This is a genomic window from Aeromicrobium panaciterrae (genome assembly GCF_039537165.1).
Classification (GTDB): domain Bacteria; phylum Actinomycetota; class Actinomycetes; order Propionibacteriales; family Nocardioidaceae; genus Aeromicrobium; species Aeromicrobium panaciterrae.
In genome coordinates this window covers 119,352-146,174 of record NZ_BAAAZZ010000002.1, presented here as the reverse complement: position 1 = coordinate 146,174, position 26,823 = coordinate 119,352, and the positions used below count along the sequence as shown (strand labels likewise).

Sequence of the window (26,823 nt, the reverse complement as noted above, 5' to 3'; positions counted from 1 at the left end):
GAGGAACCCTCAGCGTGGCCCGGGGCGTACCAGGCCGTGATCGAACGCGAACACCACGGCGGCTGACCGGTCGCGCAGCTGGAGCTTGGCGAACACGTGACCGATGTGTGTCTTGATCGTCCCTTCGCCCAGCGTGAGCCGCTCGGCGATCTCGGTGTTGCTCAGCCCGTTGCCGATCAGCTCGAGCACCTCGCGCTCGCGTGGTGTCAGGACGTCGAGCGCACCGGAAGGCAGTGACGCGGTGCCCTCGCGATAAGCCGTGAGGACCCGCCCGGTGACCGCAGGATCGAGCCACGAGCCGCCCTCAGCCACGGTTCGGACAGCCCGCTGGAGGTCTTCGGCGGGTACGCCCTTGAGGAGGAATCCCGCCGCGCCGGCGCGAAGGGCAGCGGCCAGGATCTCGTCGTCCTCGAACGTGGTCAGGACCAGCACGGGCGGCGCGTCGGCCTCGGCACGCAGCAGCCGGGTCGCGGTCACGCCGTCGGTGCCGGGCATGCGTACGTCCATCACGACCACATCCGGCCGCAGCTCCTCGGCGCTCATGACCACGTCCGTGCCGTCGCCGAGCTCGCCGACGATCTCGAAGCCGAAGCTGCTGCGCAGGATGCCACGCAGACCCGCCCTGATCAGCTCCTGGTCGTCGACCAGGAGCACGCGGATCATCCGGCCTCCCGACGCGTGGTCGGCAGCACGGCTTCGACCTGCCAGCCAACGCGGGTCGGACCGGCCCGCAGCCGTCCTCCGGCCGCCTCGGCCCGCTCACGCATGTTGATGACGCCGACGCCGGTGCCGTCGCCGCCACCGGCGGCCCTGCCGCCGCCGTCGTCCTCGATCGTGAGTCGGGTCTGATCCGGCAAGGCCTGCACCCGGATCAGGCCACGAGCTGACGGCGCGTGCCGTGCGATGTTGGTGAGTGCCTCCTGGACGATCCGATAGACCGTGAGGCCCGCGGCCGCGGTCAAGGTCCCGAGGTCGCCCTCGACCTCGAGCGACACATCCAGTCCGGCCCGGCGGAATGACTCGATGAGCTCCGGCACCTGTGCCGCATCAGGCTTGGGCGCGGTCGTACGCGCTGCGTCGGCGCGCAGGAGGCCGACCGCCTGACGGACCTCGGCGAGACTCTGCTGGCCCAGCCGCTCTGCCTCGGCAAGCGAAGCGCGTGCTTCGTCGGGATCCTCGTCGAGGGCGAGGCGTGCGCTCGTCACGTGGAGCAGCGAGACGGTGAGCGCGTGCCCGATGACGTCGTGCATCTCGCCGGCGATCCGATTGCGTTCCTCGGCCCGGGATCGCTCGGCGAGGCCGGCCTGGGCGGCGCGGAGCTGGTCGATCAGCTCGCCCTGGCGCCGCGTCAGGATGCACACGATCACGGTGAAGGTCGTACCGGCGGCCCAGGCGCCACCGCCGGCGTCGTCGTTGATGACGAGCCACTCGACGCACTGGACGACGATGATTCCCGCGGCCAGGACGATCGCGTGCAGGGTCGATGCGCGCAGAACACACCAACCGGCCAGCACGCACATCCCGAACCAGCCGAGGTTGGACGAGCTGGCGTTGCAGATGACCGTGATGCCGGCCGCGGCCACTGCGAGGCCAGCGACCAGCAGCCAGCCTCGTACGGACGCTGCGACGAGGAGGATGCACGTGCCCACCGTGACGGCGCCGGCCACGAGAGAGAGGGAGAGCCGCTGCTCCGAACCGATGATCCCGATGACGACGAACAGGGCGACCGCGGCCGGAGCTGCGACACGCCCTGCTCGTACCGTCATGGCCGCAATTGTCACAGAGCCGTACGCCGGGCGGCGAGAGCTGTCGCAACAACGGCGATCGCGACGACGACGAGCAACGGACCCGTGCCGTCGCCGATGCCCAGCCACGGCTCACGCACCGCGTCGGTGACGAGCTTGAGCGGCAGGACGTCGGCGATCGATCGCAGCGCGTCGCTCAGGACAGCCGGCGGGGGACCTCCGACACCGAGCAGGAATGACGGGAAGAACAGCATCAGGCCGACCGCCTGGGCTGCACGCGCCGACGGCAACAGCGTGCCGAGCAGGATGCCGATGCTGACGAAGGCAACCGAGCCGGCCAGGATGCCCGCGGCGACTCGAGCGGGATCCTCGACGGCGGGTACGCCGTAGACGGGTGCCGCCACCGCGAGCAGCAGGATTCCGGACACCACGATCGCGGAGACACCGATCACGAGCTGGGCCAGCGCGAACGACCACCGGGGGAAGCCGGACGCGGAGAGACGACGCAGGACCCCGCGCTCGCGGTAGGACGCGATGTGGACCGGCAGCATGATCAGCCCGGTTGCGCCGATCACGGTCGCGAAGTACGACGCGACGTACCAGTGTGTGGGGTTGACCGGGAACGCCTCGTCGGCCTCGGTGCCGAACGATCCACCGATGATCAGCATCGACACGATCGGGAACGCGAGGACGAACGTCAGGGTCAACGGGTCGCGTCGCAGCAGCCGGAGCTCCGAGGTCACGAGTCGGCGGGTCGCCGATCGATGAGTGCGAACGGGCTGTGTCATGGTGGTCATCGGTGTGCTCCTGTCAGTACGGAGGTTGCAGGCTCAAGGACGTCGGGCCCGTCGAGCAGGGTCAGCAGGGCGGCTTCGAGGTCTGGTACGTCGACTCGCAGGTCCGCCGGGATGTCGCCGCGATCGGCGAGCCAGGCACCGACATGGGCGATGCTCGACCGTTCGCCGCGGACTGTGATCTGCGTGCTCGAGCCTCCTGGCGCGGCGGTCACGTCATGCACCCCGCGTACGCCCAGCAGCTCCCGGACGATCGGCGCAGGGTCAGCGGTGTGTACGCCGAACCGGGTCGTGGCGATCCCGGCGTGACGTGCCACGAGCTCGGCGGGCGTGCCGGCGTCGAGGACTCGCCCCGAGCGGATGGCAACGACGCGGTCGCACAGCACCTCGGCCTCATCCAGCTCATGCGTGACGAGGAGGACTGTCGTGCCGGCGTCGCGCAGCTGCGCGACGGAGGCCCAGACCTCCCGACGCGCTGCCGGGTCGAGTCCCTGGGTGAGCTCATCGAGGATGACGAGCCGCGGCTGGTTGAGCAGCGCGAGCACGAGGAACAGTCGCTGCTGCTCGCCGCCGCTCATCGAGCCGAAGTGCGATGTCAACTTGGTGGACAGGCCGAAACGCTCGACCAGCCCGTCGGCGTCCTTCGCACGTCGGGTGGAGAAGAGCTCGATGGCCTCACTGACCCGCAACCGGTCGGGGAGCGCCGAGCTCTGCAGCTGGCTGCCGACGAGCTGGCGGACGCGGTCGGCGTCGCGGACGGGATCGAGACCGAGGACGCGTACGGTTCCCGCGTCGGGACGGCGCAGACCTTGGATGCACTCGACCGTGGTGGTCTTGCCGGCGCCGTTCGCACCGATCAGGCCAAGGACCTCGCCGGCGGCGACATCCAGGTCGAGGTGGTCCACGGCGACGCGATCGCCGTAGGACTTGGACAGCCCGCGGACCGTGACGATGTCTGCGTCGGCGGGGACTTCGTGGAGTCGATTCATGACCTCAATGCTGGTGAGATCGACGGCCCGGCACATCGACCCCTGGGCAGAACTTCGTCTCTGTCCGTGGAGGGAGGGTGGCGATGGGCCCGCAGCCGCAAGTTCTTGCACAGTTCTTGCAGCAATTTGCAGCCTCGCGCTCTAGAGTGGGTCCATGACACGACGACTGGCTGAGGTGGCGTCCCGCGCCGGGGTGAGCGAGGCAACCGTCAGCCGCGTGCTGAACGACAAGCCCGGAGTCTCGGACTCCACGAGGTCGTCGGTGCTCACCGCGCTGGACGTCCTGGGCTACGAGCGCCCGACCAAGCTGCGCGGGGAGCGGGCGCGACTCGTCGGCCTGGTGCTGCCGGAGCTGCAGAACCCGATCTTTCCGGCGTTGGCCGAGGTGCTCGGTGCCAACCTGGCGCAGCATGGCCTCACGCCGGTCCTCTGCACGCAGACGACCGGCGGCGTGCCCGAGTCGGCGTACATCGACCTGCTCCTCGAGCAGCAGGTCGCCGGCGTCGTGTTCGCGGGCGGCCTCTACAGCCAGGCCGACGCCGACCACAGCCACTACGAGCGGCTGGTCAAGCGCAACCTGCCGGCCGTGCTCATCAACGCGGCTATCGACGACCTTCCGTTCCCACGGGTGGTCTGCGACGATGCGATTGCCATGGAGCAGTCGCTGGAGCACCTGTATTCACTGGGACACCAGCGAATTGGTCTGGTCCTGGGCCCGCCCGACCACGTGCCGTCCGAACGGAAGCTCGCCTCGGCACACGCCGTCGCCGCACGCCACGGCACGATGCTCGACGAGGACCTCGTCGTACGTGGTCTCTACTCGCTGCAGAGCGGCCAGGCGGCCGCTCAGAAGCTCATCGACCGCGGTGCCACGGGACTGATCTGTGCGAGTGACCCGTTGGCGCTCGGGGCCGTGCGGGCCGTACGACGCTCGCAGCTCGGCGTGCCGGAGGACGTGTCCGTGGTGGGCTACGACGACTCGGCATTCATGAGCTGCACCGAGCCGCCACTGACCACGGTCCGCCAGCCGATCGAGGCGATGGGCCAGGCTGCCGTGTCGTTCCTCGTGACCCAGATCTCGGGCGACACTCCTGCGGTCGAGGAGCTGCTGTTCGAGCCCGAGCTGGTGGTCCGGCGATCCACCGGCCCTTGCAAGAAGGAGTCATGACTCTGAAAAGTCATGCAATTAATTACATCTGTTCATTTCTTGCAATCATCTGTTAACGCTGCGTAACGTTCCCTCCACCATTTGTGACCTGCCTCACCCAGGCAGCCAACCGTGAGGAACGCGTGAGCGAGACATTGGCAACGCCCCGCCGGGCGACCACCGAGTGGTGGCGCGATGCCGCGATCTATCAGGTCTACCCGCGCAGCTTCGCCGATGCTGACGGCGACGGGACCGGAGACCTCGACGGCGTGCGCAGCAAGCTGCCCTACCTCCGGGATCTCGGCATCGACGCCGTCTGGTTCACGCCGTGGTACCCGTCGCCCATGGCCGACGGCGGATATGACGTCGAGGACTACCGCGCGATAGACCCGATGTTCGGCACACTCGCCCAGGCCGAGGCACTCATCACCGACGCTCTTGAGTACGGCATCCGCACGATCATCGACATCGTCCCCAACCACATCTCGTCCAACCATCGCTGGTTCCAGGAGGCGCTGGCCGCCGGGCCCGGCTCACCCGAGCGTGAGCGATTCTGGTTCAGGGACGGTCGTGGCGACGAGCCGCCCAACAACTGGATCTCGGAGTTCGGCGGCACACCGTGGTCTCGCGTCGTCGGTCCCGACGGCGTACCGGAGCAGTGGTACCTGCACCTGTTCGCTGCCGGCCAGCCCGACGTCAACTGGGGACACCCCGACGTGCGCGAGGAGTACGAGCAGATCCTGCGCTTCTGGTTCGACCGCGGGGTGTCGGGCGTACGTATCGACTCCGCGGCTCTGCTGGCCAAGGATGCGGAGCTGCCTGACCTGCAACCGACGCACGGTCCCGGCGGCCACCCGTACATCGACCGCGAGGACCTCCAGGAGATCTACCGGTCCTGGCGCCGGATCGCCGAGTCGTACGGCGGCGATCGCGCGCTGATCGGCGAGATCTGGCTGCCCGACGCCGAGCGGTTCGCGCGCTACCTGCGACCCGACGTGCTGCACTCGGCGTTCAACTTCGACTTCCTTGCCGCGGCGTGGGACGCCGATCGGCTCTGGTCCTCGATCGAGACCACGACCAGGCTCCACAGCGCTGTCGGCGCCCCCGCCACCTGGGTGCTGTCCAACCACGACGTCACGCGTCCCGTCACCCGGTATGGCCGGGCGGACACCGCGTTCGCGTTCGAGACCAAGCGGTTCGGCACGCCGACCGACCTCGAGCTGGGCCGTCGCCGTGCCCGAGCGGCGGCGATGCTGGCGATGGCGCTGCCGGGGTCGTACTACCTGTTCCAGGGCGAGGAGCTCGGCCTGCCGGAGGTCGAGGACATCCCGCTCGACAAGCTCCAGGACCCGATGCATGGCCGCTCCGGCGGGATCGACCCCGGTCGTGACGGCTGCCGTGTGCCTCTTCCCTGGTCGGGCACCGAGCCGCCGTACGGGTTCAGCCCGCGGCAGGTCGACACCTGGCTGCCCCAGCCCAAGGACTGGGCGGCGTTCACCGCCGAGGCGCAGTCGGCCGATCCGCAGTCGATGCTCTCGCTCTACCGGATGGCACTGCTGATCCGTCGTACGCACCCTGACCTGGGCGACGGGCCTATGGCGCGACTCGACGCCGGGCCGGGCGTCATCGCCTTCCGGCGTGGAGCGAGCTTCGCTTGCGTCACCAACCTGACGGACCACGCCGTCGAGCTACCACCACACGACCAGGTCTGGCTTGCCAGCGCGATGCACGAAGGAGGACGACTTCCGGCTGATGCCACAGCCTGGCTCCGACTGGCGTCGTGACCAGGACCTGAACCCACCATCACGTAGGAGAATCACCATGAGAACCAACCGCCTGGCGGCAGCGATCGCCGCCGTCGCATCACTCAGTGTCCTCACGGCCTGTTCGTCCGACAGCTCGGGCGACTCGGGGTCCGGCAAGGTCACGATCACGGTCGAGGGCTGGCGCCCTGGTGACCAGCAGGCCACGATCGACTCGGTCAAGGCGCAGGCCGCCGAGTTCATGAAGGCCAACCCGGACATCAAGGTCGTTCCCAAGGAATGGCAGTGGAAGTCCGATACGTTCCCCGCGCAGCTCGCCGGCGGCACCCTGCCCACGACGTTCCGCGTGCCGTTCACCGACACCAAGGGACTGGTCGCGCGCAAGCAGGTCGCCGACGTCAACGACGAGATCATGGCGCTGCCGTACGCGAAACAGCTCAACCCGACTGTCATGGAGGCGGCCAAGGGCACTGACGGCAAGGTCTACGGACTGCCGAGCGACGTCTACGCCAACGGCCTGCACTACAACCGTGAGCTGTTCACCAAGGCAGGTCTCGACCCGGACAAGCCCCCGACGACCTGGGACGAGGTCCGTACTGCGGCCAAGGCGATCCACGACAAGACGGGTCAGACCGGGTACGCCACGATGACCAAGGAGAACCAGGGCGGCTGGATCCTCACGACGCTCAGCTATGCGATGGGCGGACGGATGGAGGAGCAGGACGGTGACAAGTTCACCGCGACGGTCGACAACGACGCCACCAAGCAGGCCCTCGAGCTCATCAAGGCGATGCGCTGGGAGGACAAGTCGATCTCGGGCAACACGTCCTACAACTGGGGCACGATCAACGAGGCGTTCTCCGCCGGCAAGATCGGCATGTACGTCAGTGGCTCGGACGTCTACAACGCCCTCGTCACCACCAACAAGATCAACCCCGACGAGTACGGACTCGCGGCGATCCCGACCAACGGCGGTGCCGACGTCGGCGCACTCGGCGGCGGCTCGATCAACCTGGTGAGCGCCAAGGCGACCAAGGCCCAGCAGAAGGCCGCGGTCAAGTGGATCGACTTCTTCCGGGTCAGCAAGCTGGTCGACGAGAAGCGCGGCATCGAGGACGCGAAGACCCTGGCGGCCTCGAAGCAGCCCATCGGTACGCCGACGTTCCCGCAGTTCGACGAGGAGACGTGGCAGAAGCAGCAGGCCTGGCTCAAGCCGTACGTCAACGTTCCCACGGCGCAGATGAGCTCGTTCCTGACCGGGATGTTCGAGCAGCAGCTGATCGCAGAGCCCGCGGCACAGACCCAGGCGTTGTACGCCGCGCTCGACCCGGCGGTGCAGAAGGTGCTCGCGGACAAGAACGCGGACATCGACGCACTGCTCAAGACGGCGAACGAAAACGTCCAGGGAATCCTCGACAAGTCGTGACAGTCTCGGACCGGCCGGTGGTCTCCAGCACCGGCCGGTCCGCTCAAACCTCGAAAGGACGCCCATGACTCTCGCTCCACCGGTCTCGAGTCCTCGCCGTCTCCTGGCGCGGGGACGCGGAGGAGCGGGAGCATTGGCGTTCCTGCTGCCGTTGCTACTCGTCTTCGGCCTGTTCTCGTGGTGGCCGATCGTCCGAACGATCGTGATGAGCTTCCAGGAGACCAACCTCGTCGAACCGGCGACGTGGGTCGGCCTCGACAACTTCCGCAACGTCCTGGGCGATCCGCTGCTGCTCACGGCGATCCGCAACACGGTGTACTTCGCACTCCTGGCGTTCGTGTTCGGCTATCCGGTGCCGCTGGTCATGGCGGTCATCATGAGCGACGTACGGCGGATGAAGGGCCTCTACACGGCGCTGGCGTACCTTCCGGTCGTCGTGCCGCCGGCCGTCGCGGTGCTGCTCTGGCGGGTGTTCTACGAGCCGTCGCCGGATGGCGTGTTCAACACGGTCCTCGGGTGGATCGGCATCGGCCCCGTGCCGTGGCTGGAGTCGACCAACGCGGTCATGCCGTCGCTGGTGCTCGAGGCGACCTGGGCCGCGGCTGGTGGAACCGTGATCATCTACCTTGCTGCGCTGGTGAGCGTGCCGGCTGAGCTGTATGACGCCGCGGAGGTCGATGGTGCCGGTATCCTGCGCAAGATTCGGTACGTCACGCTGCCGCACCTGCGCGGCATCATGCTCATCACCTTGATCCTGCAGATCATCGGCACGGCCCAGGTGTTCCTCGAGCCCTACCTGTTCACCGACGGCGGCCCCGACAACTCCTCACTCACGGTGCTGCTGCTGATCTACAACTACGCATTCGGCAGCACGACGGGCAACTCGTCGTACGGCGACGCCACGGCTCTCAGCCTGCTGCTCGCCGGCACGCTGGCGATCCTGTCTCTCATCTACTTCCGGGTCACCCGTTCCTGGAGCGACTCATGACGATCGACGTGACATCGCGGCCGATGGTCGTCATCGAGCCCGGCGACCAGGGTGCGCCGCAGAAGCACCGCCGCGCACCCCAGGAGCCCGACAACCGCGGCTACGTCTCCGCATTCGATCATCGCCGCCCCGTCGTCAGATGGGTACGGCGAGCCGTCCTGGTCGGTCTCCTTCTGTTCCTCATCATCGGCGCACTTGGCCCGCTGCTGTGGCTCGCGAAGTCGGCTGTCACGCCGACGCAGGACACGCTGCGCCACCCGCTGGACCTGTGGCCGAACGGTGCCGACTGGGCCAACCTCAGGACCGCCTGGGTCGACCTCGGGCTCGGCCGCTATTTCGTCAACACACTCGTGATCGCGGGCGGCTCCTGGCTGGTCCAGATGATCGTCGCGACGACCGCGGGCTATGCCCTGTCGATCCTCAAGCCGCGCTACGGGCGCTTCCTCTACGGCGCCGTGCTCGCGACGATGTTCGTGCCGACGGTGGTGCTGCTCGTACCGCTCTACCTCACGGTGCTCGACATGCCGCTCACCAATGTGTCGCTGATCAACACGTACTGGGCGGCGTTCCTGCCTGCGGGTGCCAGCGCGTTCAACGTCGCGATCATGAAGCGGTTCTTCGACAACCTGCCGACCGAGATCATCGAGGCGGCCCGCATCGACGGTGCCGGCGACTTCCGGTTGTTCTGGTCGATCGTGCTGCCGATGTCCAAGCCCGTCCTGGGTGTCGTGTCGGTCTTCGCGGTGCTGGCAGCGTGGAAGGACTTCATCTGGCCGCTGCTCGTGCTGCCCGATCCGGCCAAGCAGCCGCTGTCCGTACGGCTGCCGGCACTGTCACAGGTCACCGAGCTCGACATCTTCCTGGCTGCCCTGCTGATCTCGACGACGATCCCGATCGCGTTCTTCTTGATCTTCCAGCGGTTCTTCCTCCGAGGGGGCGGCCTCGACGGCGCGGTGAAGGGGTAAATCGGCTCCTCCGGCCGTTGTTACCCTTGATGCCATGTCCGTCGAGTCCCTCTTCCCCCGCCTCGAACCGCTGCTGCCGTCCGTCGGCAAGCCGATCCAGTACGTCGGCGGCGAGCTCAACGCGACCACCAAGCCGTGGGACTCCGCCAAGGTCCGCTGGGCCCTGATGTACCCCGACGCCTACGAGGTTGGCCTCCCCAACCAGGGCGTGCAGATCCTGTACGAGGTGCTCAACGAGCGTGACTGGATCCTTGCCGAGCGCTCGTACGCCGTCTTCTCCGACATGGAGAAGGTGATGCGTGACAACGACATCCCGCAGTTCACTGTCGACGCCCATCGCCCCGTCAAGGCGTTCGACCTGTTCGGGATCTCGTTCTCGACCGAGCTCGGCTACACCAACTTCCTCACCGCGCTCGACCTCAGCGGCATCCCGCTGCACGCGGTCGACCGCGGCGATGACGACCCGATCGTGCTGGCCGGTGGCCACTCGGCGTTCAACCCCGAGCCGATTGCTGACTTCCTCGATGCTGCCGTGCTCGGCGACGGTGAGGAAATCGTCCTCGCGATCAGCGAGGTCGTCCGCGAGTGGAAGGACGAAGGCCGTCCCGGTGGCCGCGACGAGGTGCTGATGCGCCTCGCGAAGTCCGGCGGTGTCTACGTCCCGAAGTTCTACGACGTCACCTACCTCCCCGATGGCCGCATCCAGCGTGTCGTTCCCAACCGTCCGGGTGTCCCGTGGCGTGTCGCCAAGCACACGCTGATGGACCTCGATTCGTGGCCCTACCCCAAGAACCCGCTGGTCCCGCTCGCGGAGACGGTGCACGAGCGCTTCAGCGTCGAGATCTTCCGCGGTTGCACCCGTGGCTGTCGTTTCTGCCAAGCCGGCATGATCACGCGTCCCGTACGCGAGCGCTCGATCGCGGGCATCGGGGCGATGGTGCAGAACGGCCTCGACAAGACCGGCTTCGAGGAGGTTGGCCTGCTGTCACTGTCGAGCGCCGACCACACCGAGATCGGTGAGGTCGCCAAGCAGCTGGGCGACCGCTACGAAGGCACCAACACCTCGCTGTCGCTGCCGTCGACCCGCGTCGACGCCTTCAACATCACGCTCGCCAACGAGTTCAGCCGCAACGGCCGCCGCTCGGGCCTGACGTTCGCGCCCGAGGGGGGCAGCGAGCGCCTCCGCAAGGTCATCAACAAGATGGTGACGGAGGAAGACCTGATCCGCACCGTCGCCGCGGCGTACTCGCACGGCTGGCGCCAGGTGAAGCTCTACTTCATGTGCGGTCTCCCGACCGAGACCGACGAAGACGTCATGCAGATCGGCGAGCTCGCCAAACGCGTCATCCAGACCGGCCGTGAGGTCTCGGGTCGCAACGACATCCGCTGCACCGTGTCGATCGGCGGGTTCGTGCCCAAGCCGCACACGCCGTTCCAGTGGGCCAGCCAGCTCGACCACGAGACGACCGACGAGCGCCTCAAGAAGCTCCGTGACGAGGTGCGCGCTGATCGCAAGTTCGGCAAGGCGATCGGTTTCCGCTACCACGACGGCAAGCCCGGAATCATCGAGGGACTGCTGTCACGTGGCGATCGCCGCGTCGGCCGGATCATCGAGGCCGTCTGGCGTGATGGCGGCCGCTTCGACGGCTGGAGCGAGCACTTCTCGTACGACCGCTGGGCCACCCAGACCGCCGAAGTCCTGGCCGACGAGCCGATCGACCTCGACTGGTACACCGTCCGTGAGCGTGAGTACGCCGAGGTGCTCCCGTGGGACCACCTCGACGCGGGTCTCGACCGTGACTGGTTGTGGGAGGACTGGCAGGACTCGCTCAACCCCGACGGAGCCCTCGAGGTCGAGGACTGCCGCTGGACCCCGTGCTTCGACTGCGGCGTCTGCCCGCAGATGGACACCGAGATCCAGATCGGCCCCACTGGCAAGACCTTGCTGCCGCTCAGCGTCGTCTGACCTAGGCCGCGGGCGGGCGCAAAGATAGGGCAGGTGCCGGATGTAGGCACCCCACCTCAGAAATCACGATGGAGACATCGAGATTGAAGGAGTGGCCACCATGACCGCATCGGACTACACACACGTCGTGCTCCACCAGCAGCGGGAGCGGGCGATGATGCTCCACAACGAGCGTCGTCGGGTCACCCTCGAGCGCCTTGCAGGCGCGGAAGGCCGTGACCCGCGCACACACCTGATTCGATCGCTTCGGGCCCGCCTCAACACGCTGGTGACGCGGGTCCCCGTACGTGGGTGACGCGCGGCGAGTCGTCGGGGCCAAGTGGCACGATGAGGGGGTGCACCAGCCAGCGTCGAGCGCCACGATGATCGGTCGCGATGCCGATCTCCGGGAGCTTGATGCGGTCTACGCCCAGGTCGTGGAGGGGGAGCCCCGGGCCGTCGTCGTGGCAGGTGAGGCCGGCATCGGCAAGACCAGGCTGCTGACGGAGTTCACCACTCGCGCATCCATGTCGGCCCGCATTCTCCGGGGACAATGCGTCGACCTGGGCGAGGTGGCTCCGCCCTACGCGCCGATCGCGGCGCTGCTTCGCGAGCTGGTCGACCAGGCGGGCGCCGACGCCGTGATCGAGGCGGCCGGACCCGGGCGGGAGGCGATCGGCGTCCTGCTCCCCGAGCTCGGTGGCGACTCGGCCGGTGGTGCCAGCGCCAACCGTCTGCACGAGCTTGTCGCGATTCTGCTGGAGCACTTCGCCCGCGAACGTCCGCTGATCGTGGTGATCGAAGACCTGCACTGGGCCGACGATGCGACGCTCACGGTGCTGAAGTTCCTCCTGCGCGCCGTGGCCTCCGGACCCATCATGATCGTCCTCACCTATCGCAGCGACGATGTGCACCGCGGTCACCCCTTGCGCGTCTTCCTCACCGAGATCGAGCGTGGCAGGCTGGCGAAGCGCCTCGAGCTGCGTCGGCTGAGCCGCGCCCAAGTACGCAAGCAGGCCCACTCGATCCTCGGGCGCACGCCTGACTTCGACCTGGTGGAGAGCGTCTTCGAGCGAAGCGAAGGCGTGCCGTTCTTCGTCGAGGAGCTCGTGGAGTGCGAGGGGGAGGTCCTGCCCGAGACGCTCCGTGACGTGCTCCTGGCTCGCTACGAACGACTCGACGAAGGCACCCGCTATTTCCTCCGTGTGCTCTCTGCCGGCGGTGTGCGCATCGAGCACGAGCTCGTCGAGGAGGTCTTCGACCGCGGTACCGAGGAGCTCGACGTCGCGGCCCGCGCAGCGCTGGTCGCCAACGTCCTGGTCGTCGACGACAGTGCCTACGCCTTCCGCCACGCGCTCGTACGCGAAGCGGTGCACGGTGACCTGCTGCCGGGTGAGCGAACCCGTTTCCATGCGCGTTACGCCGAGGTGCTCGCCGCCGCCGACGAGCCCGGCAACGTCACCGAGATCGCCTACCACTGGCACTCCGCCAGCAACCATGCCAAGGCGTTTCCCGCCATGTTGGCGGCGATGCATCACGCTGCAGGGTCCTATGCCTTCCTCACGGCTGCCCAGATGGGGGAGCGCGCCCTCGAGCTCTGGGATGCCGTCGATGGCGCCGAGGAGCTCGCCGGCATCTCGCGGTCGATGCTGACGGGCAAGGTGTCCGCCTATTTGCTGGCCGCAGGTGAGCCGGAGCGAGCCCTCGCCACGATCGACCTGGCGATCGGGATGTCTGCCGAGCCGGGACCCGAGCTCGCCCGCCACTTGCTGCTCAAGGGACGATGCATCGACAACGCGGCGAGACCCGGCTCGATCCCGTTGCTCGAGCAGGCGCTGTCGATGCTTCCGCCGGGTGCGGACGACCCGCTGAGAGCGCGGGCGCTCCATCGGCTTGCGGCCCGCTACATGCTCGAGGGACACCTGACCCTCGGCGCCGAGATGGCCGGTCAAGCCCTTGAGCTCGCGCTCCGGCTGGACTTCCGGGCGGCTGCATCGGTGGCGTCCAACATCCGCGGTGTCTCGCGCGCGCACTCCGGCGAGGTCGACGACGGCGTCGCCGATCTCGAGCGCGCCAAGGACCTCGCCGACGGCGATCGTGACGCCATGCTGCGGTTCCGGGTCAACTACTCCGACATGCTCAACCTGCTGGGGCGCTACGCCGACTCGGTCGCGGTCGCCGACGAGGGCCTCGACCGGGCACGCGAGTTCGGAGTTGAGCGCAGCTCGGGAGCCGTCCTCGCCTCCAACATGATCGACCCGCTCTTCGCGTTGGGTGAGTGGGAGCGCGCGTCACGGCTGCTCGACCGGGTGATCGCCCTCTCACCGCCGCTGACGTTCCGCATCTATCTCCAGCGTGCCAAGGTCTGGTCGACCCTGTGGCGCGGTGACCTGGAGGACGCCGAGAGGCTGTTCAAGCACTCCGGACCTCACCTGCTCGCTCTCGCCGAGGTCGAGGTCCAGTCGCGGCTCGAGTACGTACGCGTGGCAGGCGAGCTCGCCCTGGCCCGCGACGACGTCCCCGCGGCGTGGGGCCACCTCTCCCACGTCATCTCCGAGGAGTTCCACTCGCTCCCCGGCCACTCGGTGATGATCTACGCGCAGGCCGCCCGGGCTCTGGCCCGCCTCCGGGCCGACTCCGCCACCGAGGTCGACGTCGACGACGCGGAGAAGCGCCTGCGCGAGAGGATCCGCGCCGACGCGTTCTGGCCCACCGCCGCCCCATGGGCAGCGGTGGCCGACGCAGAGCTCGGCGGCACGGCGCGTACGGGAGACGGGGTCGCCGAGTGGGAGCGAGCGCTCGAGGCCTCAGACGTCCTGCCGGCGCAGGTACGCCCCTACGCCCTCATGCGGCTGGCCGCGGCACAGCACGCCTCGGGCATGCGGTCCGACGCCACCGCAACGCTGGCCCGGTCGATCGAGGATGCTGAGACATTGGGAGCCGGCCTGGTCACCTCCCAGGCGCGGGCATTCGCCGAGCGAGCGGGCCTCGCCCTCGAAGGCACAGCGGCGCGGCGCGAGGCAGGATCCGTCGAGCTGACCGCCCGCGAGCAGCAGGTGCTGGAGCTCATCACGGAGGGGCTGACAAACCGCCAGATCGGCGAGCGACTGTTCATCAGCGTCAAGACCGCGAGCGTGCACGTCTCCGCGATCCTGCGCAAGCTCGGGGCGTCGAGTCGCACCGAGGCGGCCGTGATCGCCGGCAGGTCCCGCCAAGGGGTCTGAGGCGTCTAAGACGTCCCTGTCGGAGTGAGGTACCTCAGACGGGTTTCTGAGGTAGGACCCGAGCGGAAGTTAGGGCATCCGCCCGATGTGTGGGGGCTACCTCATCGACGAGATTGGGTCATGTCAGCACGACCACTCGAAAGGAAACCGACATGATCAGCGAATACATCGCCCAGCAGGAGATCCACAACCGTGAGCGCGAGCTCGTCACCGCAGCCGAGCGTCGCCGGGTCGCCGCAGAGCGTGCCGCCGCCAAGAACTTCAACGGCGACCGTCTCGCACTGATGGCACACATCGCCCGCCAGGCTCGCGCAACTCGCGCGGTTGCCCACCCGGCCCATTGAGGGCCTCACAGAAGCTCCCCTCCAGCCCCTGAGACATCGGGCACAGGAGGGGAGCTTCTTCATGTCCTGAACCCTAGGGTGGTCCCATGCCGACGCCAGACGAGCTGGTGGCAGATCCCCGATTCCCGTGGACCCGCGAGCTCCATCCCAAGAGCCTTGCTGCCCCGGTGGTGCCCGAACCCACCCGTGGCGGCGTCGAGCGCGCGATCTGTCCGCTCTGCCTCCAGACCGACGCCGCCTACCTCTGGACCGATGAGCACTGGCGGCTCCTTCCCTACAAGGGCGTTCCGCTCCGCGGGTGCGTGATCCTCGAGAGCCGCACCCACGTCGACTCGTTCTCCGACCTCCCGCGTGACGTTTCCGCGGCGTACGGGCCTGTGCTCGCCCGCATCGAGAAGGCCGTGCTCTCGATCGGTGATGTCGGCCGCGTGCATGTGTCGCGCTGGGGTGAGGGCATCGCACACTTCCACACGTGGATCATGCCTCGGCCGCTCGGCGTGATGGAGATGCGAGGGCCAGCCCTCATGGCCTGGATGGATGCACTCCCACCCCTCGACGAGGACCAGGTCGACCAGGCGCACCTCGCCATCGCTCGCGCCCTCGCCGACTAGTGAAGGGTGTCCTCGACGTACGCCGGCCTCGCGACGATAGTGCCGAAGACCGCGATGAGCGCCGCCAGCACGATCATCAGCGAGATCGAGGCGTGCCAGTCATCCGTGAGGTCGTGGAGCAGTCCGGTGCCGAACGGGCCGATGGCTGAGATCGCGTAGCCGGTGCCTTGGACGAACGACGAGAGCGCTGCGGTGCCACCCGGCGTCCGGGAGCGCCGGCCGATCATCGTCAGGGTCCAGGTGAACGCTCCTCCGCCGAGGCCCAGCAGTACCGCCCACAGCCACGGCGCCTGCTCCGGCCAGATCATCAGACCCAGCCAACCGCAGACGGTGACGGCTGAGAACGCCCACGGCAGCCAGGCCCGATCGCCGACGCGCATCATGAGGTACGGCAGCGAGAGCGTGAGCGGCACGCCGACCGCGCCAAGCAGACCGAGCATCGCGCCTGCGTACGAGTCGCTCAGACCCGCGTCGACCAGGATCGCCGGGAGCCATCCGAACTGTGCGTACGCCTGCGCCGACTGCACGCCGAACAGCAGCGCCATGGTCCACGCGAAGCGTGACCTCGCCAGGTCCCGCAGCCTGTGGTGCGAGTCGGCGACCGGATCGACGTGCACCGAGTCGCGCAGGTAGGGGAGCCACAGCAGCAGTGCCAGGAGTGCCGGTAGGGCCCACGCCGCCGTGCCCCACCGCCAGTCATCCAGGACCGACGAGAGCGGCACCGTCGTGAACGAGGAGATCGCGCCACCGCCCATGAGTGCGGCGCCGTACGCGGCGCTGATTCCGGCGATGTGGTCGGGGAAGTGCCGCTTGGCCAGCGGTGGAAGGAGGATGTTGCCGATCGCGCAGCCTGACAGCGCCACGACCGAGAACACCAGGAACAGGGCGGGGGAGTCGACGACCGATCGCACCACGATGCCGGTCACGGCGAGCCCCAGCACCAGCACCGTCGTGACGTGCAGGCCGAGCTTGGCGATGACACTGTGCGCGGCGATGCCGGCGGCGGCGAAGCAGAGCACCGGCAGGGTGGTCAGGAGCCCGGCCGTGGTGACCGACATGCCGAGGTCGCCGCGCAGGGCGTCGAGCACGACGCCGACGCTGCCGACGGCGGGTCGGAGGTTGACGGCGAGGAGGACGATCGCGACGCCGACGAGCCAGCGTCCTGACTTGCTGGTAGTCGGCACCGAACCATTCTGCGTGTCGCCCTCGCGGGTAGTCTCGTCGGGTGACGACGCTCGAGGGGACGCCCAATCCGGAGGCCCCCAATCCGCAGCTGCCGATCGTGCAGAAGTTGCGGATGCGCTACGCCAAGCGCGGCCGGCTTCGCTTCACCAGCCACCGCGACTTCGCCCGCGCCTTCGAGCGAGCCATCCGCCGCTCCGGCATTCCCATCGGCCACTCGTCGGGCTTCACGCCTCACCCCAAGATCTCGTACGCCAACGCCTCACCGACGGGTGCGGCGAGCGAGGCGGAGTACCTCGAGATCGGGATGACCCGCGAGTGCGACCCCGACGAGGTGCGTACGCTGCTCGACTCGGCGCTCCCGGACGGCCTCGACATCGTCGACGTGGTGGTCGCCCGGCCCGGCGCCCTGGCCGACCGTCTGGAGGCCAGCACGTGGGACATCTTGCTGCCGGGAGTGGGGCTCGAGGACGCCGAGAACGCGGTGCGGACGTTCCTCGCTGAGGACGACGTACCGATCCAACGGATGATGAAACAGGGCCCGCGAACCCTCAACTGCCGCGAGCCCGTCGTCGATCTCGTGGCGCGTTCGGATGTGAGCAATGGGGTGCCATGTGCGATACTGGCCATGGTTGTGCTGCACGTGACACCGTCAGTTCGACCAGATGACGTTCTCGCCGGACTCGCGTCCAGCGGTGGCCTCGAGCTCAAGCAGACGCCCATGGCGACTCGTTTGGCCCAGGGTCCTCTGGACAAAGAGACCGGCACGGTAGGCGATCCACTTGCGTTCGACCGCGACGCTTCCTGACCGGAAGCTGACCGCGGCGGCGGGTGCGAAAGCTGATGTGACAAGCCGCTGATCGTCGTCAACACCCCGACGCGTGGCGCCGGGGATGACCGAAGGCTTTAGGTCCGCGTGCGGGCCGCAGACGTGTCCGGAACGATCTCGATCGGCCCGGGCGAAGGAGAGCACATGCTCGACGACAACGAATCATCCGAGGCAAACACCGAATCCGCTCCCGCTCGACGCCGCGCTGCCGGTCGTCCCGCCGGACCGCCAGCAGCGGTGAGCTTCGCGCCACCTGAAGCACCCAAGAAGAAGGCCACCGCCGCGCCTGAGGCCGAGGACGATTCCAAGGACGGAGCAGCCTCCGAGGCGCCGGCTCCCAAGAAGGCCACAGCCAAGAAGGTTGCAGCCAAGAAGGCCGCGACCAACAAGGACGATGCGGCTGACGAGACTCCTGCGAAACCTGCCGCGTCCGCGACGGCCGCGATGTTCAAGGCTCCTGAACCAGGTCTGGCCCCCGCTCGTCCCAAGCCCGCCCCTGAGTCGCACGACGACGACAGCGACGGCGATGACGACGACGATCCCAACGCACCCAAACGCCGCCGCCGCAGTCGTGGAGGCCGCCGCCGCAGCAAGGGTGCTGGCGACGACAACGGCAACGACGACGACAGCAACGACGACGGTGACGAGTCCGACGACGACGGAAGCGGCAACACCCGCCGCCGTCGCCGCCGTGCGCGCGCCGGCGAGGGCGTCGACGGCTCGCCTGACGATCCCGAGAACACGGTGGTCCGCGTACGCAGCGGTCGCAGCCCTGAGGACGAGATCACCGGCGTCGCCGGCTCGACCCGCCTCGAGGCCAAGAAGCAGCGCCGCCGCGAGGGCCGTGAAGCCGGTCGCCGCCGCGCGCCGATCGTGTCGGAGGCCGAGTTCCTGGCCCGCCGCGAGTCGGTCAAACGCGAGATGGTCGTGCGTCAGCGCGACGACTACACGCAGATTGCCGTCATCGAGGACAACGTCCTGGTGGAGCACTATGTCGCCCGCGAGTCGCAGGTCTCGATCATCGGCAACGTCTATCTGGGCAAGGTCCAGAACGTCCTGCCCAGCATGGAGGCCGCCTTCGTCGACATCGGGGCCGGGCGCAACGCCGTCCTCTACGCCGGCGAGGTCGACTGGACCACGCTCGGCAACGGCAAGGCTCGCAAGATCGAAGAGGTGCTCAAGCCCGGCCAGACGATCCTCGTCCAGGTGTCCAAGGACCCGATCGGGCAGAAGGGTGCGCGTCTCACCAGCCAGATCAGCCTTCCCGGCCGCTTCCTGGTGCTCGTGCCCAATGGGCAAACTTCCGGGATCTCCCGCAAGCTGCCCGAGAACGAGCGCACCCGCCTCAAGGCGCTGCTCAAGGAGGTCCTGCCCGAGAACGTCGGCGTCATCGTGCGTACCGCCGCCGAGGGTGCCACGGAGGACCAGCTCACCCGTGACGTCACCGCGCTGACGGCCCGCTGGGAAGACATCGAGCGCAAGGTCGCCGCAGGCAAGGCACCCGACCTGCTCTACGCCGAGCCTGACCTGATGATCAAGGTCGTCCGTGACCTCTTCAACGAGGACTTCCACGGACTCGTCGTCGAAGGCGCCGACGCCTGGGACATGATCAAGGGCTACATCGACCACGTCGCACCTGATCTCGCCGAGCGCGTCACGCGCTGGAGCGATGACGACACGGACGCGTTCACGTCCTACCGCCTCGACGAGCAGATCCACAAGGCGCTCGAGCGCAAGGTCTTCCTGCCGTCGGGTGGCTCACTGGTCATCGACCGTACCGAGGCCATGACGGTCGTCGACGTCAACACCGGCAAGTACACCGGCTCCGGGGGCAACCTCGAGGAGACCGTCACCAAGAACAACCTCGAGGCGGCAGAAGAGGTCGTGCGCCAGCTCCGGCTGCGCGACATCGGCGGCATCATCGTCGTCGACTTCATCGACATGGTCCTCGAGAGCAACCGTGAGCTCGTGCTGCGTCGTCTCGTCGAGTGCCTGGGCCGTGACCGTACGCGTCACCAGGTCGCCGAGGTGACCTCGCTCGGTCTGGTCCAGATGACGCGCAAGCGCATCGGCACGGGTCTGCTCGAGTCGTTCAGCCACGAGTGCGAGCACTGCAACGGCCGCGGAGTCGTCATCGCCGACGCGCCGGTCGAGCCCAAGAAGGACGAGCAGCGTCGCGGCAGCCGTGGTGGCCGCGGTGGCGGAAGCGGCAACGGGGGCGGCGCCGGCGGAGGCCGTGGGGGTGCCGCCAACGGTCCCGGCGGTCGTGGCAGCGGAGGTCGCAAGAACGACGACGCCAACGACGCCAAGGGTGGCTCCAAGCCCGCCGACGACGCCAAGGCCGAGGCCAAGGACGACGTCGTGGCCGACCTGCAGCCGGCGGCGAACGATCCCGAGGCTGCGCCGGCTACCGACAATCCCTCGCGCAAAACCGGCGCGGGAGGTGCCCCCACCGGCGTGAAGAAGGCCACGCGCAAGCGCTCGGCCTCCAAGCCTGCCGGACCCCCCGCCGTGGGCGCCGAAGCGGTCGTGACGACCGCCGAGACCACCGCAGCAGCACCGTCAGCAGACGGCAGCACGGGCCCCGTTTTGACCAGCGAGGGTCAGGCTCCGTAAACTAGTCCCTTGGTGCGCCTCGCGCGCCGATATTCGCGTGTCCTGCCCATCGGTGGGAGCGCCCCAGCTGTGAAATGAGTGAGGATTCCCGTGGTGTACGCAATCGTGCGCAGTGGCGGCAACCAGACCAAGGTTGCAGTCGGCGACGTCATCGAGATCGACAAGGTGACGCAGGCCGAGGGTGAGACCCTGTCTTTGACCGCTGTGCTCTTCGTCGATGGCGACACCGTGACGGCTGACGCCGACTCGCTCGCCAAGGTCAAGGTCACGGCCGAGGTGCTTGGCGGCACCAAGGGCCCCAAGATCGTCATCCAGAAGTACAAGAACAAGACCGGTTACAAGAAGCGCCAGGGTCACCGCCAGAAGTACACCCAGGTCAAGATCACCGGAATCAAGAAGTAGGGGACTGACATGGCACACAAAAAGGGCGCAGCGTCCACCAAGAACGGCCGCGATTCCAATGCTCAGCGCCTCGGCGTGAAGCGTTTCGGCGGTCAGCTCGTCAACGCCGGCGAGATCATCGTCCGCCAGCGTGGCACCCACTTCCATCCCGGCACCAACGTCGGTCGCGGTGGCGATGACACCCTGTTCGCCCTGTCGGCCGGCGCCGTCGAGTTCGGCCGCCGTCGCGGCCGTAAGGTCATCAACATCGTCCCCGGCACGCCGGCGGACTGACCAGGCGCACACTCACGCAGGTGGGGCAGTCCGCAGCAGCGGGCTGTCCCATCTCTTGTTTTCGACACTCACCGAAAGGAGCGACACCGTGGCTGTTCCCAGCTTCGTCGACCAGGTGACGCTCCACGTCGCCGGCGGCAACGGCGGCGACGGCGTCGCCTCGGTGCACCGTGAGAAGTTCAAGCCGCTCGGGGGTCCCGACGGCGGCAACGGCGGTCACGGCGGTGACGTCATCCTCAAGGTCGACGCCGATGTCACGACGCTGATCGACTACCACCACGAGCCGCACCGCAAGGGCACCAACGGCGCTCCGGGTGCCGGCAACAACCGCAGTGGCGGGCACGGTGAAGACCTCGTGCTCCTGGTGCCCGACGGCACGGTCGTACGTGACGAGTCGGGCGAGGTGCTGGCCGACCTGATCGGGCACGGCACCGAGATCGTCATCGCTGCCGGCGGTCGAGGCGGCCTGGGCAACTCCGCGCTGGCGTCGGCCAAGCGCAAGGCCCCCGGATTCGCGCTCAAGGGCGAGCCCGGAGACGCGCTCACCATCACGCTGGAGCTCAAGGTCGTCGCCGACATCGGCCTCGTGGGGTTCCCGAGCGCCGGCAAGTCGAGCCTCATCGCGTCGATCTCGCGCGCCCGGCCCAAGATCGCCGACTACCCGTTCACCACGCTGATCCCCAACCTCGGTGTCGTCACGGCCGGCTCGACGACCTTCACGGTCGCCGACGTACCCGGGCTCATCGAGGGCGCCAGCGAGGGGCGCGGTCTGGGCCACGACTTCCTGCGCCACGTCGAGCGCTGTGCTGCGCTCGTCCACGTCATCGACTGCGCGACGGTCGACCCCGGCCGCGACCCGCTCAGCGACCTCGACGTGATCGAGGCCGAGCTCGCGGCGTACGGCGGCCTTGAAGATCGCCCCCGCCTCGTGGCGCTCAACAAGACCGATGTCCCCGACGCCAAGGAAATCGCCGGCTTCGTCCGCGCCGACCTCGAGGCACGCGGTCTCGACGTCTACGAGGTCTCGGCGGCCAGCCAGGCCGGCCTCAAGGAGCTGTCGTTCGCGATGGCCGAGATCGTCGCCTCGCGCCGCGCGGAGACTCCGGTGTCCGAGGCCACGCGCATCGTGCTGCGGCCTCCGGCGGAGGCTGGTGTCGGCCGCGAGTTCACGATCACGCTGATCAACGAGCAGTGGGTCGTACGCGGCGAGAAGCCCAAGCGTTGGGTACGCCAGACGGACTTCAGCAACGACGAGGCCGTCGGATTCCTCGCCGACCGACTCAACCGTCTCGGTGTCGAGGACGAGCTGCTCAAGCTCGGCGCCAAGGCAGGCGACGACGTCGTCATCGGCGACGAGGACAATGCCGTCGTGTTCGACTTCGATCCGCAGGTCTCCGCCGGCGCCGAGGTGCTCGGCCGGCGCGGTGAGGATCTCCGCATCGACCAGTCAGATCGCCGTACGAACGTGCAGCGCCGCGAGGAGCTCGCCGCCAAGCGTGCGTTCGAGGCCGGTGCCCGCGAGGCCCGTGCGGAGGGCCGCGACCCGCAGCCGGACTGGACGTTCCCCGAAGACGATCCCCTGGCCGAGGACGACTGATGTCTCGCGTCGTCGTCAAGGTCGGTTCGTCGTCCTTGACCACTTCGGCAGGCCACATCGATCCCGAACGGCTCGATGGCATCGTCACCGCGATCTGCGATGCACGTGACCGGGGTGACGAGGTCGTTCTCGTCTCCTCCGGCGCGATCGCCGCAGGTCTCGGTCCGCTCGGCCTGAGGACGCGCCCCCGCGACCTGCCCACGCAGCAGGCCGCTGCGAGTGTCGGCCAGGGTGCGCTGATCGCCAGCTACAGCGAGCGGTTCGCCGCCCGCGGCTTCCTCGTGGGTCAGGTGCTGCTGACGGTCGATGACGTGACCCGGCGTAGCCATCACCGCAACGCCCACCAGACGTTCGCCAGGCTCAGCGAGCTCGGCGTCGTGCCCATCGTCAACGAGAACGACACGGTCGCGACGACCGAGATCCGTTTTGGCGACAACGATCGGCTCGCGGCGCTGGTCGCCCACCTGGTCCACGCCGATCGCCTCGTCCTGCTGTCCGACGTGGACGGGTTGTATGACGGGCCGCCCGACAAGCCCGGCGCGACGCTCATCGAGGTCGTCACGGATCCCGCCGATGTCGAGGGCCTCGACATCGCCCGCGTCAGCGCGTCGAAGGTGGGCACCGGCGGAATGGTCACGAAGGTCGAGGCAGCACGCATCGCCACGGCGGCCGGCATCCCGGTCATCCTGACGTCGGCCGCCCATGCCGCGACGGCTCTCGAGGGCGGCAAGGTCGGCACGAGGTTCGAGCCGACCGGTCGCCGCCGTCCCACCCGTCTGCTGTGGCTGGCCCATGCCAGTGAGACCAAGGGCGGCGTGCATCTCGACGAGGGCGCCGTACGTGCGCTGACGACGCGCAAGGCGTCGCTGCTGCCTGCCGGCATCACCGACGTCACCGGATCGTTCAAGGCCGGCGACCCGATCGACGTCATCGGTCCCGACGGAGTGGTCATCGCCCGCGGCGTCGTCAACTACGACAGTGCCGAGCTGCCGTCGCTGCTGGGACGATCGACCCGCGATCTCGCTGCCGAGCTCGGCGAGGAGTACGAGCGCGAAGTCATTCACCGCGACGACCTGATGCTGACCTGACAACAGGCCGTAGTCTGTTCGTCATGCATCCCGACGAGGTCGTGCGCGTCACCCTGCGCGGTCTCACGCACGATGCCGATACGGCGCTCGCGGCACTTCTAGGCATCCGGGATGACGACGACGCGGCAGCGGCTGCGATCTTCCTGCAGATCCTGAGCTGCCGGTTCGACGATGCGCTCGACAGTGCCGACGCGATGCGTGCAACTGGCCGGTTGGCGGCCGCTGCGGTTGCGATGGCTCGCGCCGTCGGCACCGGCCTGGCATGGCAGTTTCCCGACGACGTGCCCGCAGCCGACCGGTTCTCCGGTCTCACGTCGATGTTGGAGCTGGAGACGGCAATGTCGAGCGGCCAGATCGCAGCCGCCAGCGAGATTGCCACCCGTATCGGTGCTGACGAGGTGCCCGCCTCGATCGAGCAGATCTGGGCGGGCATCGCGCTGGTGCGAGCGCGAGGATTTGCCGGACGATTCACCGATGCCGATGACCTGCTGACCCGGATCGAGACGGCACCCGCGCTGGTCGGCCTGCCTCAGCTGGTCCTGCTGGTTCGCGGCACGCGAATCTTCGTCGATGGGCACCTCGGTCGCGTCGATGCGGTCGACGCGGGCTTGGCCTGGCTCGCGGACTCATACCCGCAGACCGTCAAGCCCGACTACGTCCATGCCGGGGCCTATGTCCTCGCGGCCTTTGGGGTCAACGCACTGGGCCACCTCGAGGATGCGGCGAAGCTCATGCTGCATGGTGGCGGAGGTGACAACCTGCCCCGCCTGCAGGTGGTCGATCGCGTGTACGGCTACGAGATGCTCGTCGAAGCGGCACTCGCCGAGAACGATGCGGCACTGGCGCTCACGTGGTCCGAAAAGGCCGCTTCTCTCCCCATCCACGGCCACAACATGGCTGGCGCGGCGCTCGGCCGTATCAAAGCGCGTGTCGCGAACGCGTTGAGCGATCACGAGTCCGGTATTCGCGAGTCGGCCGATGCCGGAATGCTCGCGGCCCTCGTCGGGGGCGATCTCGAGGTCGTCCGCGCCCGCATCATCGAGGCATCCGCGCGAGCGGCGTCGGGTGACCGTGCGCGGGGGATCGACGAGCTGGAGGAGGCGGCGCGTCGTGCCGAGACGACGGGTGCGGCCGCCGTCAAGGCCTGGGCCGAGCGTGAGCTCGCGGCGCACGGCCGACGGCTGCGCAACGTGCCGGGTATCGGCTGGGACTCCCTCACCCCGACCCAGAAGGTCATTGCCAGGTTTGCCGCCGCCGGATTGCGCAACCGCGAGATCGCCACGGCGCTGTACGTGTCGGAGAAGACCGTCGAGAGCCACGTCGCTGCGGTCCTCGGCGCACTCGGCACGACGAACCGCGTCGGCATCGGACGTGAGCTTGGAGGCGACGAGGTTGATCCGGTGTTCGCCGCCCAGGTGACGCCGCGGCAACGCGATGTGGCCCTGCTGGTCGCTCGCGGGATGTCCAACGGTGCGATCTCCCGTGAGCTCGCCATCAGTGAGAAGACCGTCGAAAAGCATCTCGGAGACCTGTTCGCCCGCCTGCAGGTGCGCAGTCGCTCGGCGCTCGCTGCCCGCGTACGCGGTGTCTCCGCGTCGATCGGCTCTGAGCACGCGCCCTAGGATTGACGGCATGACCGACGTGAAGCAGCAGGTGCACGATGCGGCCCGGCGCGCGCGGGTGGCCGCCGCGGCTCTTGCGCTGACGCCGAGGGCAGCCAAGGACGAGGCGCTGCACGCCATGGCAGACGCGCTGGTCGCCGCGTCCGCCGACATCATCGCCGCCAACGACAAGGACGTCGCCGCCGCGAGAGACGCCGGCACCGGCGAGAACGTCATCGACCGGCTGAGCCTTGACGACGCGCGCGTTCGCGACTTCGCCAACGGTGTGCGCGACATCGCGGCGCTGCCTGACCCGATCGGCGAGGTCGTACGCGGCTCGACCCTTCCCAACGGCCTGATCCTCCAGCAGGTCCGGGTGCCGATGGGAGTCATCGGCATGATCTACGAGGGCCGCCCCAATGTCACCGCCGATGCCGCCGCGATCTGCCTCAAGGCGGGCAGCGCCGTGCTGCTGCGCGGCTCGTCGTCGGCGTCGGAGTCCAACGCGGCGATCATCACCGTGATGCGCGGGGCACTCGCCGGCACCTCGATCCCGCCGGACGTGATCCAGCAGATCGCGGCGGACGACCGTACGTCCGCGACGCACCTGATGCAGGCCCGCGGGCTCGTCGACCTGGTGATCCCACGCGGGGGAGCGGGCCTGATCAACGCGGTCGTGAGCGAATCGACGGTCCCCGTCATCGAGACCGGGGTGGGCAACTGTCACGTGTACGTCGACGCCGATGCCGACCTCGACATGGCGCTCGACATCGTCCTCAACGCCAAGACCCAACGCAACAGCGTCTGCAACGCCGCCGAGTCCCTGCTGGTGCACAAGGCAGTCGCGGACGCGTTTCTGCCGCGCGTCGTGTCTGCACTGCACGAGCAGGGCGTCACGGTTCACGGTGATCCCGCGTTCTGCGCGATCGACGGTGAGGTCGTGCCGGCAACCGACCACGACTACGCCACCGAATACCTTTCGGCCGACATCTCCGCCAAGGTCGTGGAGTCCCTCGACGACGCCGTCGACCACATCCGTACGTTCTCGTCAGGCCACACCGAGGCGATCGTCACCTCGTCGTTGGCGGCGTCACGCCGCTTCACGATGGGCGTCGACTCGGCGGCCGTGATGGTCAACGCGTCGACCCGGTTCACCGACGGCGGCGAGTTCGGGTTCGGTGCCGAGATCGGAATCTCGACGCAGAAGCTGCATGCTCGTGGCCCGATGGGACTGCCCGAGATGACGACGACGACATACGTCGTCACGGGCAACGGGCACGTCAGGTAGATTGAG

Annotated in this window: 23 protein-coding genes; 18 read left to right on the top strand and 5 right to left on the bottom strand. The window is 68.2% G+C overall.

All coding sequences use genetic code 11. The annotated features are described in order from the left end of the window. Nucleotides 1-9: 9 nt before the first annotated feature. Genes ABD683_RS01130 through ABD683_RS01115 form a run of 4 tightly spaced genes read right to left on the bottom strand, consistent with a single transcriptional unit; the run spans nt 10 to nt 3,528 of the window. Nucleotides 10-663: a response regulator transcription factor gene (locus tag ABD683_RS01130; protein ID WP_344766572.1), complete on the bottom strand. Its 654-nt coding sequence runs from the start codon at nt 661-663 to the stop codon at nt 10-12. Then, nucleotides 660-1,766 (bottom strand): sensor histidine kinase, encoded by a 1,107-nt coding sequence (locus ABD683_RS01125; RefSeq protein ID WP_344766570.1) that lies wholly within the window; start codon nt 1,764-1,766, stop codon nt 660-662. The genes ABD683_RS01130 and ABD683_RS01125 overlap by 4 nt, the downstream gene beginning before the upstream one ends. Before the next feature lie 11 nt (nt 1,767-1,777). After that, the gene (locus ABD683_RS01120) at nt 1,778-2,542 is read right to left on the bottom strand and encodes an ABC transporter permease (RefSeq protein WP_344766568.1); all 765 of its coding nucleotides are present in this window, start codon (nt 2,540-2,542) and stop codon (nt 1,778-1,780) included. Beyond that, nucleotides 2,539-3,528, bottom strand: a complete 990-nt coding sequence (locus tag ABD683_RS01115) for an ABC transporter ATP-binding protein (protein ID WP_344766566.1) — start codon at nt 3,526-3,528, stop codon at nt 2,539-2,541. Before ABD683_RS01115 ends, ABD683_RS01120 begins: the two co-directional genes overlap by 4 nt. 154 nt (nt 3,529-3,682) lie before the next feature. On the opposite strand from ABD683_RS01115, the gene ABD683_RS01110 reads away from it, so the two are divergent. The 10 genes from ABD683_RS01110 (at nt 3,683) to ABD683_RS01065 (ending at nt 15,941) form a co-directional block, all read left to right on the top strand. Continuing rightward, nucleotides 3,683-4,696 (top strand): LacI family DNA-binding transcriptional regulator, encoded by a 1,014-nt coding sequence (locus tag ABD683_RS01110; RefSeq protein ID WP_344766565.1) that lies wholly within the window; start codon nt 3,683-3,685, stop codon nt 4,694-4,696. Nucleotides 4,697-4,818: 122 nt separating this feature from the next. Then, complete coding sequence (locus ABD683_RS01105) at nt 4,819-6,459, top strand: glycoside hydrolase family 13 protein (protein ID WP_344766563.1); 1,641 nt, start codon at nt 4,819-4,821, stop codon at nt 6,457-6,459. 37 nt (nt 6,460-6,496) lie between these two features. Further along, nucleotides 6,497-7,864 (top strand): ABC transporter substrate-binding protein, encoded by a 1,368-nt coding sequence (locus ABD683_RS01100; protein ID WP_344766562.1) that lies wholly within the window; start codon nt 6,497-6,499, stop codon nt 7,862-7,864. Nucleotides 7,865-7,928: 64 nt separating this feature from the next. Further along, nucleotides 7,929-8,852: a carbohydrate ABC transporter permease gene (locus ABD683_RS01095; RefSeq protein ID WP_344766560.1), complete on the top strand. Its 924-nt coding sequence runs from the start codon at nt 7,929-7,931 to the stop codon at nt 8,850-8,852. Continuing rightward, entirely contained in the window at nt 8,849-9,817 is a 969-nt protein-coding gene (locus tag ABD683_RS01090; protein ID WP_344766559.1) for a carbohydrate ABC transporter permease, read from the top strand. The genes ABD683_RS01095 and ABD683_RS01090 overlap by 4 nt, the downstream gene beginning before the upstream one ends. Before the next feature lie 34 nt (nt 9,818-9,851). After that, nucleotides 9,852-11,783, top strand: coding sequence for a TIGR03960 family B12-binding radical SAM protein (locus ABD683_RS01085; RefSeq protein WP_344766557.1), 1,932 nt, complete (start codon nt 9,852-9,854; stop codon nt 11,781-11,783). 100 nt (nt 11,784-11,883) lie between these two features. Next, the gene (locus ABD683_RS01080; protein ID WP_344766555.1) at nt 11,884-12,078 is read left to right on the top strand and encodes a hypothetical protein; all 195 of its coding nucleotides are present in this window, start codon (nt 11,884-11,886) and stop codon (nt 12,076-12,078) included. A gap of 40 nt (nt 12,079-12,118) precedes the next feature. After that, a complete protein-coding gene (locus tag ABD683_RS01075) occupies nt 12,119-14,986 on the top strand; it encodes a helix-turn-helix transcriptional regulator (protein WP_344766554.1) in 2,868 nt (955 codons plus the stop codon). 152 nt (nt 14,987-15,138) lie between these two features. Further along, nucleotides 15,139-15,330 (top strand): hypothetical protein, encoded by a 192-nt coding sequence (locus tag ABD683_RS01070; protein ID WP_344766553.1) that lies wholly within the window; start codon nt 15,139-15,141, stop codon nt 15,328-15,330. A gap of 86 nt (nt 15,331-15,416) precedes the next feature. Beyond that, a complete protein-coding gene (locus ABD683_RS01065) occupies nt 15,417-15,941 on the top strand; it encodes an HIT family protein (RefSeq protein ID WP_344766551.1) in 525 nt (174 codons plus the stop codon). On the opposite strand, the gene ABD683_RS01060 is transcribed toward ABD683_RS01065, so the two are convergent. Beyond that, a complete protein-coding gene (locus ABD683_RS01060; RefSeq protein WP_344766549.1) occupies nt 15,938-17,125 on the bottom strand; it encodes an MFS transporter in 1,188 nt (395 codons plus the stop codon). The genes ABD683_RS01065 and ABD683_RS01060 overlap by 4 nt on opposite strands. 41 nt (nt 17,126-17,166) lie before the next feature. Between ABD683_RS01060 and ABD683_RS01055 the strand changes: the two genes are divergently transcribed. From ABD683_RS01055 to ABD683_RS01020, 8 genes are all read left to right on the top strand, one after another. Beyond that, complete coding sequence (locus ABD683_RS01055; RefSeq protein ID WP_344766548.1) at nt 17,167-17,931, top strand: TIGR03936 family radical SAM-associated protein; 765 nt, start codon at nt 17,167-17,169, stop codon at nt 17,929-17,931. 165 nt (nt 17,932-18,096) lie between these two features. Continuing rightward, complete coding sequence (locus ABD683_RS01050) at nt 18,097-20,568, top strand: Rne/Rng family ribonuclease (RefSeq protein ID WP_344766547.1); 2,472 nt, start codon at nt 18,097-18,099, stop codon at nt 20,566-20,568. Between the two features lie 93 nt (nt 20,569-20,661). Beyond that, nucleotides 20,662-20,970, top strand: a complete 309-nt coding sequence (gene rplU / locus ABD683_RS01045; RefSeq protein WP_309972304.1) for a 50S ribosomal protein L21 — start codon at nt 20,662-20,664, stop codon at nt 20,968-20,970. 9 nt (nt 20,971-20,979) lie between these two features. Beyond that, nucleotides 20,980-21,243 carry a 50S ribosomal protein L27 gene (gene rpmA / locus ABD683_RS01040; RefSeq protein WP_309968506.1) on the top strand — a complete coding sequence of 88 codons (264 nt, stop codon included), beginning with the start codon at nt 20,980-20,982 and terminating at the stop codon, nt 21,241-21,243. Between the two features lie 88 nt (nt 21,244-21,331). Then, nucleotides 21,332-22,840, top strand: coding sequence for a GTPase ObgE (obgE, locus tag ABD683_RS01035; protein WP_344766545.1), 1,509 nt, complete (start codon nt 21,332-21,334; stop codon nt 22,838-22,840). Further along, complete coding sequence (gene proB / locus ABD683_RS01030; protein WP_344766543.1) at nt 22,840-23,928, top strand: glutamate 5-kinase; 1,089 nt, start codon at nt 22,840-22,842, stop codon at nt 23,926-23,928. The genes obgE and proB overlap by 1 nt, the downstream gene beginning before the upstream one ends. Before the next feature lie 23 nt (nt 23,929-23,951). Continuing rightward, nucleotides 23,952-25,550, top strand: coding sequence for a helix-turn-helix transcriptional regulator (locus tag ABD683_RS01025; RefSeq protein ID WP_344766541.1), 1,599 nt, complete (start codon nt 23,952-23,954; stop codon nt 25,548-25,550). 10 nt (nt 25,551-25,560) lie between these two features. Then, on the top strand, nt 25,561-26,817 hold the full coding sequence (locus ABD683_RS01020; protein ID WP_344766540.1) for a glutamate-5-semialdehyde dehydrogenase: 1,257 nt from the start codon (nt 25,561-25,563) through the stop codon (nt 26,815-26,817). The last annotated feature ends 6 nt before the right edge of the window (nt 26,818-26,823 follow it).

Coding starts and splice junctions, on each gene's coding strand:
- ABD683_RS01130 (WP_344766572.1), bottom strand. CDS start 663: ATGATCCGCGTGCTCCTGGTCGACGACCAGGAGCTGATCAGGGCGGGT.
- ABD683_RS01125 (WP_344766570.1), bottom strand. CDS start 1,766: ATGACGGTACGAGCAGGGCGTGTCGCAGCTCCGGCCGCGGTCGCCCTG.
- ABD683_RS01120 (WP_344766568.1), bottom strand. CDS start 2,542: ATGACCACCATGACACAGCCCGTTCGCACTCATCGATCGGCGACCCGC.
- ABD683_RS01115 (WP_344766566.1), bottom strand. CDS start 3,528: ATGAATCGACTCCACGAAGTCCCCGCCGACGCAGACATCGTCACGGTC.
- ABD683_RS01110 (WP_344766565.1), top strand. CDS start 3,683: ATGACACGACGACTGGCTGAGGTGGCGTCCCGCGCCGGGGTGAGCGAG.
- ABD683_RS01100 (WP_344766562.1), top strand. CDS start 6,497: ATGAGAACCAACCGCCTGGCGGCAGCGATCGCCGCCGTCGCATCACTC.
- ABD683_RS01095 (WP_344766560.1), top strand. CDS start 7,929: ATGACTCTCGCTCCACCGGTCTCGAGTCCTCGCCGTCTCCTGGCGCGG.
- ABD683_RS01090 (WP_344766559.1), top strand. CDS start 8,849: ATGACGATCGACGTGACATCGCGGCCGATGGTCGTCATCGAGCCCGGC.
- ABD683_RS01085 (WP_344766557.1), top strand. CDS start 9,852: ATGTCCGTCGAGTCCCTCTTCCCCCGCCTCGAACCGCTGCTGCCGTCC.
- ABD683_RS01080 (WP_344766555.1), top strand. CDS start 11,884: ATGACCGCATCGGACTACACACACGTCGTGCTCCACCAGCAGCGGGAG.
- ABD683_RS01070 (WP_344766553.1), top strand. CDS start 15,139: ATGATCAGCGAATACATCGCCCAGCAGGAGATCCACAACCGTGAGCGC.
- ABD683_RS01065 (WP_344766551.1), top strand. CDS start 15,417: ATGCCGACGCCAGACGAGCTGGTGGCAGATCCCCGATTCCCGTGGACC.
- ABD683_RS01050 (WP_344766547.1), top strand. CDS start 18,097: ATGCTCGACGACAACGAATCATCCGAGGCAAACACCGAATCCGCTCCC.
- rpmA (WP_309968506.1), top strand. CDS start 20,980: ATGGCACACAAAAAGGGCGCAGCGTCCACCAAGAACGGCCGCGATTCC.
- proB (WP_344766543.1), top strand. CDS start 22,840: ATGTCTCGCGTCGTCGTCAAGGTCGGTTCGTCGTCCTTGACCACTTCG.
- ABD683_RS01025 (WP_344766541.1), top strand. CDS start 23,952: ATGCATCCCGACGAGGTCGTGCGCGTCACCCTGCGCGGTCTCACGCAC.
- ABD683_RS01020 (WP_344766540.1), top strand. CDS start 25,561: ATGACCGACGTGAAGCAGCAGGTGCACGATGCGGCCCGGCGCGCGCGG.